At 42.7% G+C, this 6,368-nt stretch carries 5 protein-coding genes and 4 tRNA genes; 3 read left to right on the top strand and 6 right to left on the bottom strand.

The features are described from left to right. Window positions 1-180 precede the first annotated feature (180 nt). The 4 genes from R8N28_RS23415 to R8N28_RS23400 all read right to left on the bottom strand — a co-directional run bounded on the left by R8N28_RS23415 (window position 181) and on the right by R8N28_RS23400 (window position 576). Window positions 181-256, bottom strand: a tRNA-Thr gene (locus R8N28_RS23415). A 13-nt stretch (window positions 257-269) separates the two neighbouring features. After that, window positions 270-344 (bottom strand) — tRNA-Gly (locus R8N28_RS23410). 35 nt (window positions 345-379) lie between these two features. Beyond that, window positions 380-464, bottom strand: a tRNA-Tyr gene (locus tag R8N28_RS23405). 36 nt (window positions 465-500) lie between these two features. Then, window positions 501-576: transfer RNA gene (locus R8N28_RS23400), tRNA-Thr, on the bottom strand. Window positions 577-781: 205 nt separating this feature from the next. Between R8N28_RS23400 and coaA the strand changes: the two genes are divergently transcribed. Continuing rightward, complete coding sequence (coaA, locus tag R8N28_RS23395) at window positions 782-1,705, top strand: type I pantothenate kinase (RefSeq protein WP_005388683.1); 924 nt, start codon at window positions 782-784, stop codon at window positions 1,703-1,705. Window positions 1,706-1,712: 7 nt separating this feature from the next. Here the strand turns inward: coaA and birA are convergent, their stop codons facing one another. Together birA and murB are read right to left on the bottom strand one after the other, a co-directional pair. After that, window positions 1,713-2,678, bottom strand: a complete 966-nt coding sequence (gene birA / locus R8N28_RS23390) for a bifunctional biotin--[acetyl-CoA-carboxylase] ligase/biotin operon repressor BirA (RefSeq protein ID WP_005373054.1) — start codon at window positions 2,676-2,678, stop codon at window positions 1,713-1,715. Continuing rightward, window positions 2,675-3,718: a UDP-N-acetylmuramate dehydrogenase gene (murB, locus tag R8N28_RS23385; protein ID WP_005373053.1), complete on the bottom strand. Its 1,044-nt coding sequence runs from the start codon at window positions 3,716-3,718 to the stop codon at window positions 2,675-2,677. Before murB ends, birA begins: the two co-directional genes overlap by 4 nt. A 101-nt stretch (window positions 3,719-3,819) precedes the next feature. Here murB and R8N28_RS23380 point away from each other — a divergent pair, with 101 nt between their 5' ends. Together R8N28_RS23380 and pssA are read left to right on the top strand one after the other, a co-directional pair. Beyond that, a complete protein-coding gene (locus R8N28_RS23380) occupies window positions 3,820-4,251 on the top strand; it encodes a GNAT family N-acetyltransferase (protein WP_017821963.1) in 432 nt (143 codons plus the stop codon). 71 nt (window positions 4,252-4,322) lie between these two features. Continuing rightward, window positions 4,323-5,663, top strand: a complete 1,341-nt coding sequence (pssA, locus tag R8N28_RS23375; RefSeq protein ID WP_065275604.1) for a CDP-diacylglycerol--serine O-phosphatidyltransferase — start codon at window positions 4,323-4,325, stop codon at window positions 5,661-5,663. Window positions 5,664-6,368: the final 705 nt, after the last annotated feature.

The raw sequence follows: 6,368 nt of genomic DNA, 5'->3' as shown, positions 1-6,368 counted from the left end.
TGTTTTACCGTGGTCAACGTGGCCGATAGTACCAACGTTAACGTGCGGTTTCGTACGTTCAAATTTTTCTTTAGACATGAGTGGTCCCTCTAGGTACGGATTTAGGTGGCCCAAATTGACCACGCAACCAAAAAAAGATAATTGGTAAATCTAATATCAAAAGGAAATAAACTTGAGAGCTGGTGCTGATAGGCAGACTCGAACTGCCGACCTCATCCTTACCAAGGATGCGCTCTACCACCTGAGCTATATCAGCACTCAAATTAGAGTGGAGCGGGCAGCGGGAATCGAACCCGCATCATCAGCTTGGAAGGCTGAGGTAATAGCCATTATACGATGCCCGCAACACGTAACTCTGAGAGCTATTTCCTAAAGAATATGGTGGAGGGGGACGGATTCGAACCATCGAAGGCAGTGCCGGCAGATTTACAGTCTGCTCCCTTTGGCCACTCGGGAACCCCTCCAAATTTTCAAGCCATTCAGACTACTAAAGGAAAGAATGGTGCCGACTACCGGAATCGAACTGGTGACCTACTGATTACAAGTCAGTTGCTCTACCTACTGAGCTAAGTCGGCATAAGTGGTGCGCATTCTATTGAATGATTTTCTAGGTTGCAATAGTAATTTGAAAAAAAATCATAAATTTCGATTTTTTAGATTCGTTTGCTGCAAATTCGTACAAACTTAGCTTTTTTAAAGTAAACTTCGACCTTTGTCGTTTGCTTTGAAGTTCGCTTGATGTATGTTCTTGCTTCTATTAAACCAAGGATAAAAGAGACCCATGAGTCCATTTTTGTCATTTGACCGTGCAAATTGGGCCGAGTTAAGAAACTCTGTACCGATGACACTTTCTGAAGACGACTTGACTGCGCTTCAGGGCATTAATGAAAACCTAACCATGGAGGAAGCGGTAGAGATCTACCTTCCTTTGTCTCGTCTTTTGAATCTGTATGTCCAGGCTCGTCAAAGCCGCAATTCCGTATTACAACAATTCTTAAATACAGAGGAACATGCTCCCCCTTTCGTAATTGGTATCGCTGGCAGTGTTGCTGTAGGCAAAAGTACGACTGCTCGTATTCTAACGGCATTGCTTTCTCGTTGGGAGAATCATCCCAAAGTGTCCTTGGTTACAACAGATGGCTTCCTATATCCGAAAAAAGTACTAGAAGAACGCGGTATCATGCATCGTAAAGGCTTCCCAGAATCCTATGATATCAAGCGCTTAGTCGAGTTCATGTCTGACGTAAAGGCAGGAAAGCCCGATCTTGAAGTACCCATCTACTCTCACATCACGTATGACATTACTGATGAACTAAGGAAAGTGGATAGACCGGATGTTCTTATTATTGAAGGTTTAAACGTTCTGCAAAGTGGAATGGACTATCCACATGACCCGCATCGTGTCTTCGTCTCTGACTTTTTAGATTTTTCAATTTATGTCGACGCAGAAACAGAAACCATTGAACATTGGTATGTAGAACGCTTTTTAAAGTTTCGCCAAGGGGCCTTTACGAAACCAGGCTCTTATTTTAGCCACTACACACAACTCTCTGTCGATGACGCAAAGAAAAAAGCGAAGCAAATTTGGCATGATATTAATGGGCTCAATTTAGAATTGAATATTCTTCCAACTCGTGAGAGAGCCCACTTGATTCTACACAAAGGCGTTAACCACTTAGTTGATAAAGTCTCGTTGCGAAAGTAATCGAAGATTAGTCACTTTTACGCAACGAGATTTCACCACCAATATAAGTCTCTAGTCCTTGGGAGGTTTCGATTAATATTCCACCTTGATGATCGATGCCTCGAACGACGCCATATACCTCTCTAGGACCAATAAGCAGTTTGACCTGACGATTAAGGAAATTGTCTAACCGATTCCAACGTTCGATAAAGCCAGTAAGTCCTTTCATTTCATATTCGACAAGTGCGGAATTCCAATGCTTGATAAGTGTCATTGCTAGAACATTTCTATCGATCTTGAGACTCTGATTTACTTGGTTCAACGTGGTCCATGGCTGGTCAATCTCAGGCTGGTCGTCAGGCATTCCAATATTCAGGCCCATCCCAATCACTAGATGAGCAGCCCCACCGGCCTGACCCGACATTTCAACCAAGATTCCGGCCAGTTTTTTATCTTGATAATACAAGTCATTCGGCCACTTGAGTTTAACACCTTGCATGCCTACTTCTTCCAAAGCTTCCACTGCGGCAATCCCAATCACCAAGCTCAAGCCCATTGCCGCAGCCATTCCTGCATCCAGTCGCCAATACATAGAGAGATATAAGTTAGAGCCAAACGGTGAGACCCATTGTCTACCGCGGCGACCACGCCCTTGTGCTTGATATTCAGCAATACAAACACGGCCCTTTTCCGAATCCGCGACTCTGTCGAGCAAATATTGATTCGTTGAGTCAATCACAGGGACGAGTTCAACAAGTGACTCCGAGCTAGTGGTAAGGAGAGTCTCGTCTAACAACTGCAATGGTGAGGCTAATTGGTAACCGCGCCCTTGCACTCGATAAATATCAATACCCCATTCACTAAGACCTTTAATGTGCTTAGCGATTGCCGCTCTAGAAACATTAAGATCGTCGCCCAACGCTTCTCCTGAATGAAACTCTCCATCACTTAATAACTTTAGAATATGAAGTTTCGTAGAGTGATCTTTTCTCATCTAGATGCCTCGATCTGAGCCAAATTGGTCTCCCCGGTACGATTGAGAAAGCGTACTTCATGCTCAAGTATGATTTGGTATTTGTCCCATACTGTATGCTTCACTAAAGAAGCAAGCGCGACAATGTCATCAGCACTACAATTATCTATGTTGGTCAAAACCAAAGCTTGCATAGGGTTGACCTGCGCACCGTGTACAGACTTCCCTTTTAATCCACACTGATCAATAAGCCAACCAGCAGCAATTTTCATTCCTCCTGAAGCTGGGTAGGCCACTACGTTAGGGTATTTTTTTGTGAGTCGATCATAGTGATCTTCTGTGATCACAGGGTTTTTAAAGAAACTACCTGCGTTACCTATCTTCGTTGGATCTGGCAGTTTTGCCTTTCGCACTTGGCATACTCGTTCGAAGATAGAAGCAGGGCTGAGTTGTTCTTCTGGGATACTTTGTAAAGGGCCGTACTGGTTAATCGGCTGCCATTGCTTCGCCAACTTAAGCCCTAATGCGGTGATAAAGCACTTTCCGTGCAACGCATGTTTAAATATGGAATCCCTATAGGCAAACTCACAGTCTTGGGCGTGCATTCTTTTGTTTTCAAACGTAGTTAGGTCAAGAACATCTACATAATCACAGATGTCTTTTAGCTCTAGGCCATACGCACCAATGTTCTGAATAGGAGCCGAGCCAGCACAACCTGGAATCAAAGCTAAGTTCTCGATCCCACCGATCCCCTGATTCACACACCAGGAAACCAATTCAGGCCAATCTTCACCACCGGCAATATGTAATAGGTAGTCCTCATCCGTTTCCGTGACTTCTTTACCCATGATTCGATTAACAATCACTAATCCCTCAAAATGTTCTGTAAAAAGAACATTACTTCCTTTACCTAAAAAAAGTTTCGGTAAATGGGTGAATCTTGGGTTTTGAAATAGCTCAATAACATCTTCGAGCGACTCAACGATAGCTAAATAGGAACACGATTGTTCAATTCCAAAAGTATGGTAAGCCTTTAGGCTCGCATTTGTTTTAATTTGCATAGTAGGTTTGCAACACCAGATAAGATTCTCTTAAACTGTCGACATTCTACATTAGTTATCTTTTAACCGCAGTGACAATACCAGACTCATTAATCATAGAAGTGTTAAATCCCATCAAGCTCCCCCTCATTAAGAAACTATACAAAGCGTATTACCCTGCGGGTCGAGCCAAAAAGGATGAATTGATCATTACAGCAAGCCATAAGGGTGAAATCATTGCGTTACTACGTTTAAAAAGTGTAGATAAAGTTCGTCTGTTGACAGGAATGTTGGTCATTCCGAAAGTTAGGGGAACAGGGATTGGAAAAAAACTACTAACTCATTGTAAAAACAATGTTTTCACTGATGGCGATTATTGCTTCGCGTTTACACATCTCGAATCCTATTATTCCAAGCATGGATTCACAACAATTGATTGCTCTGAGCTACCACACCCGCTAAAAATGGCATTTCAACGTTACGTAGATAGCGGTAAAGATCTCATTCCAATGCAATTCATCTCTTCAACGACATCAAAACGCGTGCTTTTGTAGCCAGGTAAATCATATCTTTGATAAAATGGCAGGTTCGCAATATTGCACTAAACTAAGGTACTCATACCGATATGATAGTAAGTAGGAATCCATTCGAACAGTTGCCAAGTCTCGCTGTCAATCCGGAAGACTTTGATGTTCTGTATTCAGCAGAATCATTCAGAACCCGTCTTTTAGATGCGATCAGCAAAGCAACGTCGCGAATTTACCTAGTCGCTCTATATCTGGAAGATGATGAAGCTGGACGTGAAATTCTCACTGCGCTTTATGAAGCGAAACAGCGCAATCCTGGGTTGGACATCAATATCTGTGTCGACTGGCATCGAGCGCAGCGTGGCCTGATTGGTGCGGAGACATCTGAGGGTAATTCAGCGCTTTACAAAGCATATGCCAGTAAGTACCTACACCCAATCCCTGTCTATGGCATACCAGTGCGTGGCAGAGAAGTTTTTGGGGTACTGCATTTAAAAGGCTTCATTGTCGATGATACTGTTATCTACAGTGGGGCGAGCTTAAATAACGTTTATCTCCATTATCATGAACGTTATCGATTTGATCGTTACCATGTGATTCGACATGAACCTTTAGCGAATTCAATGGTGCAATTCATTCAGGAAGAAATGATTGCTCACCCTGCCGTTAATGATCTTGCAGGAAAAGATAAGCCAGAAACCAAAGAAATAAAGTCGGCGATTCGCCAACTGAGGGCTTCTCTTGCTCAAGCCAACTATAAGTTTGAAGACCAAGCTGCAACAGAAGAAAGCGTAAAAGTCACTCCGTTAGTTGGGCTAGGCAAACGCCGTAATCTGCTCAATCAACAGATTGTAAAGTTATTGGCAGCAGCCCAAGACGAAATTTTCATTTGTACGCCTTACTTTAACTTCCCTAAAGCACTTCATCGTGAAGTGAAACGAGCCATGAAGCGTGGTGTGAAAGTAACTATTGTTGTGGGTGATAAAACCGCCAACGACTTTTACATTGCACCCGAGGAAGACTTTAAAACCATTGGCGGACTTCCATATCTTTACGAAGTGAATTTGCGTCGCTTTGCGAAAGACAATGAAGCGAATATCGCCGCACGTAAATTGTCAATTCACCTATGGAAGCATGACAATAACAGCTTCCACCTTAAGGGTATTTGGGTTGATAAACGCTATATGCTACTTACTGGGAATAACCTAAACCCACGTGCTTGGTCACTCGACCTAGAAAATGGGCTACTCATACAAGACAATTATGCGAAGCTCACTGAGAAGTTTGAAGACGAAGTTTCGCGTATTCTTGAGCATACTCACCTTATCTGTACTTATAAGCAATTAGAGAAAGTAGAAGACTATCCTATAGGGGTACAGCGACTGGTCAGAAAAATTACCCGCCTAAAGGCAGATGGTGTTTTAAAACGTATTCTTTAGACATCATTTCTCGCTCTAAAGTACGTCGAGATTTTTATACTAAGCCAACCGCTTTAGCAGTTGGCTTTTTCATATAATCCATTTGGAATACTTAACTATTTTCTAGTACCGCTAGTGAGCACATAACCACTTAGATCTAGAGCGACTCTCTTAATGGGTTTGAGCTTTGACGTTTGTGAGTATTCCGCATAGCTTACAGCCTCGAGCTAAGCTACCCCTCTCTGTTTTGGCGCTTCTTACCCCTTGGCGATATATTTTTTCTGAGACTCATCAAATGTTCAGCGTCGAAAATCATCACCTCGCTAATGAAGAGCTCCTTCAATCTTTCACCTTCCAATTCTTTTCAAGTCGTTTGATTTTTGAGCCAGGAGAGATTGGGGGTATATATGACGCTTTTCTGGATTATGTGCACAGTTCGTTTTTTCTTTCTCATCAAGATTCAAGCCGTTGAACGCCTTTGAATACCATAGATTACTTAGGTTTGTTTGTAGGTCATATTGTCTTTCCACAGCATCAACGGCCTATATTAATTAAAGCCTAGTGTGTAATCACGCAAAGTTCACTTAGTAGGGATTATGGGGAGTAGTCTAATTAGGTGTAAACACACTTCAGGGAAACGCCGCAGTAGAAACGAAAAAAGCCTCAGTCTTTCGACTGAGGCTTAATATAAGTGGCGGAGTGGACGGGACTCGAACCCGCGACCCC

The organism is Vibrio sp. Vb1554 (assembly GCF_033344235.1).
The sequence above is the reverse complement of the archived record's forward strand: the minus strand, read 5'-3'. Positions and strand labels throughout refer to the sequence as shown.